Origin of the sequence: Alkalibacillus haloalkaliphilus C5, assembly GCF_000269905.1 — a bacterium.
Taxonomy (GTDB): domain Bacteria; phylum Bacillota; class Bacilli; order Bacillales; family Alkalibacillaceae; genus Alkalibacillus; species Alkalibacillus haloalkaliphilus_A.
In genome coordinates this window covers 1-3,050 of record NZ_AKIF01000221.1, presented here as the reverse complement: position 1 = coordinate 3,050, position 3,050 = coordinate 1, and the positions used below count along the sequence as shown (strand labels likewise).

Genomic DNA, 3,050 nt, shown 5'->3' with positions numbered 1-3,050 from the left:
CTTCTAAAGCGGCTGTTGTTGCCCCTGTAGCACAAGCTTTTAAATGACCTAGCATGAAGCTTGAGTAACATTGGTCATTTAATTGCTGAGGATTTTGTTCTGGCTGTTTCGGTTGGCTCGGTTGCATACCATACGTGACGTCGTTTGAAATTTCCATATTGTATAACGTTGTCGGTTGAGTTGGTTTTTGACCAGATTGATACGCATCAACCATCGTGTTATACGTTTGGCTTAAATAGTTATATTGGTTCGTTAAAATCCCTTGTAATTGCTGACATTGAATATTTTGTTCATACATTTTATAGTGCTCCATTGCACCAATTACAGTTGAGATTGCTTCGTGAGCGTCAAAAATAGCATGTGCACCATGACTTTTATCTTTTGGTAATGATTCAGATTGTTTCATTTGGCTGTTTGGGTTTTGTTGCTGTTGCATAAAAAATCCTCCTTGTAGTCTGTTCTACAGTTTTAGGTTGGATAAAATCTAATAAATTATACACTAACTGCTATTTTTTTTACACCAGTACCTTTTATTATTCAGTACTAAATGTTATGTTAAGAGTATAAATTACCATAAACTTTAAGCAGTGGGGTGTCCAACTTGAATGCACAGTTTAAAAAAGGAGTATTAGAACTCTGTGTTTTAATGTTAATCAATCAAAAAGACCAATATGGTTATGAATTAGCACAAAATATTTCTAAAAACATTTCTATAGCAGAAGGTTCTCTGTATCCATTATTAAGGCGGTTGACTAAAGAGGAATATTGTTCGACTTACTTAGCAGAGTCTAAAGAAGGCCCACCAAGAAAATATTACACCTTAACCCATAAAGGAAAAGTCCACATGAATTATTTAATTGAAGAGTGGAAATGGTTTTCAGGATATGTCGATGAATTAGCAAAGGAGGTTTCTGGTGGTGAATAAACAGCAATATTTAAACGAATTAAGAAGTCATCTAATATCACTTAACCCTCAAGAGCTGCAAGAAATACTTTACGATTATGAAGAGCATTTTGAAAATGCGAAAAGTGATGGGAAATCGGAGTTAGAAGTGGTTAACGAACTTGGCGCACCAAGTAAGGTTGCAGAGGAAATTATGATTGAATTACCTAAAGAATCCCAGTCATCGGTAGAAAGTACTACTAGTCAAAATGAAAAAAGAAGTCCAAATATTGTGCGTAATGTATTGATCGCGATTGCCTTAATTTTTATTAACCTAATTGTTGTCGTTGGCCCTGTTACAGCAATTATAAGTGTATACATTAGCATGTATGGAGTTGCCATTTCAATTGGCTTAGCTCCGTTATTTGGCTTCATACAGCTAGGGTTATACGGTGTTGGTAACTTTTTTGTACTACTGTTTTCATCAATCTTCTCTTTAAGTTTAGCCACGTTGATGGTACTTGGGTTGATTTATGTAGGCAAGTGGATCATTTTTGCAATTAAGAAATATATTCACTTGAACATTCAAGTGGTAAAAGGGGAATGGTAACATGAAAACCGTTGCGAAGGTTGCTTTAGTTGGACTTGTAATTGGTTTTATTGGATTAATTATGTCAGTATTGTTAAGTGGAGCTACCCTTGTTGAAAATTACGTGGGGGAATTTACAACAGTACAAGATTCAAAAACATTTGAGGCTGAAGTAGTTGATGAAGTCTATATTGACGTGTCTGTAGCGGAGGTTAATATATTACCAACAGATGAAAATGAGGTGAAAGTTAGTTATGATGGACGTTTTAGTCAAGTATTTTTGCAACAAACAGATTTACAAATTGAGTTGGAAAATAATGAGTTGCACATAAATTTTAAAGCAGATCCAGTATTGTTCTTACCAACTTTAGGTGGGCAACATTTTGAGTTAGACCTGCATTTGCCTGAAAAGATTTATGATGTTTTATCTATAGACTCATCGGCTGGAATAACTGAAGTAGAGGGTGTTGTAGCAAATGAGGTTGATGTCGTTTCGAGCGCAGGGAAGGTTACCTTAGAAGATATTGAGTCAGAACATACTAACATACGTTCTTCAGCTGGAATGGTAGAAGTCAAGTATCTTACTGGCGATTTAGACATTAAAACAAGCGCAGGCAGTATCGTGACAACACTAGAACAAATAGAACAAGATATTAATTTTGACGCAACAGCAGGTACTATAAATCTGTATGTTCATCAGGAGCCGACAAATATAGCTTTAGATTACCGAGCGAGTGCTGGAGATGGATCAATTGGGTTTCCAATGAATTTTGATGTTAATACCAATCGAGAAATAAGAGGTACAATTGGTGATGGGCTTTACAATATTACGGTAAGAACATCTGCCGGTTCATTTGATTTTGAACAAAGATAAAAACAGGTCAGCTCAGACGGTGAGCTGACTGTTATATAACTCTTAACCTAATGCGCGTTGTAAGTCTTCCAATAAATCTTCAAAATCTTCTATCCCAACAGAAACACGAATTAACCCGTCAGTAATACCAAGTTCAAGACGTCGTTCGCGAGGGATCGACGCGTGAGTCATTTTAGCTGGTACTGAAATTAAGCTTTCAACAGCGCCTAAGCTTTCGGCTAAGGTAAAGTAGCGCACTTTGCTTAACAACTCATTTGCTTTTTCTTCTGACCCAACATCAAATGAGAGCATCGCACCAAAGCCTGAGCATTGCTTCTTCGCAACTTCATAACCTGGGTGATCCTCTAAGCCAGGGTAATAAATCTTCTCGACAATCGGATGGTCTTTTAAGAATTCGATTACCGCTTGAGTATTCACTTCATGCTCTTCCATGCGAATGCCTAACGTTTTAATTCCGCGCATAAGTAACCAGGAATCATGAGGTCCTAAAATCGCACCTGAAGAGTTTTGGATATAGTGTAAGTCCTCACCAAGCTGATCATTGTTAACGACAACTAGGCCAGCGACAACGTCACTATGTCCGCCCAAATACTTCGTTGCACTATGAAGTACGATGTCTGCTCCGTGTTTAATTGGATTTTGGAAATACGGTGTCGTAAATGTATTATCGACAATTGTGAGTAAATCATGCTCTTTTGCATAGT

General features: G+C 37.0%; 5 protein-coding genes. 3 read left to right on the top strand and 2 right to left on the bottom strand.

Annotated features, from left to right (window positions below; genetic code table 11):
* Window positions 1-436, bottom strand: a 436-nt coding sequence (locus A194_RS0115630; RefSeq protein WP_017187727.1) for a hypothetical protein, incomplete at its 3' end; no start/stop codon positions are given.
* 165 nt (window positions 437-601) lie between these two features.
* Between A194_RS0115630 and A194_RS0115625 the strand changes: the two genes are divergently transcribed.
* Genes A194_RS0115625 through A194_RS0115615 form a run of 3 tightly spaced genes read left to right on the top strand, consistent with a single transcriptional unit; the run spans window position 602 to window position 2,346 of the window.
* On the top strand, window positions 602-925 hold the full coding sequence (locus A194_RS0115625; protein WP_017187726.1) for a PadR family transcriptional regulator: 324 nt from the start codon (window positions 602-604) through the stop codon (window positions 923-925).
* On the top strand, window positions 918-1,493 hold the full coding sequence (locus A194_RS0115620) for a DUF1700 domain-containing protein (RefSeq protein ID WP_017187725.1): 576 nt from the start codon (window positions 918-920) through the stop codon (window positions 1,491-1,493). Before A194_RS0115625 ends, A194_RS0115620 begins: the two co-directional genes overlap by 8 nt.
* Before the next feature lies 1 nt (window position 1,494).
* Window positions 1,495-2,346, top strand: coding sequence for a DUF4097 family beta strand repeat-containing protein (locus tag A194_RS0115615; RefSeq protein ID WP_017187724.1), 852 nt, complete (start codon window positions 1,495-1,497; stop codon window positions 2,344-2,346).
* 42 nt (window positions 2,347-2,388) lie between these two features.
* Here A194_RS0115615 and A194_RS0115610 read toward each other — a convergent pair.
* The coding region (locus A194_RS0115610) for a PLP-dependent transferase (RefSeq protein ID WP_017187723.1) at window positions 2,389-3,050 on the bottom strand (662 nt) is incomplete at its 5' end.

Bases quoted from the DNA above. Each gene is read 5' to 3' on its own strand.
- A194_RS0115615 (WP_017187724.1), top strand. From the start codon at position 1,495: ATGAAAACCGTTGCGAAGGTTGCTTTAGTTGGACTTGTAATTGGTTTT.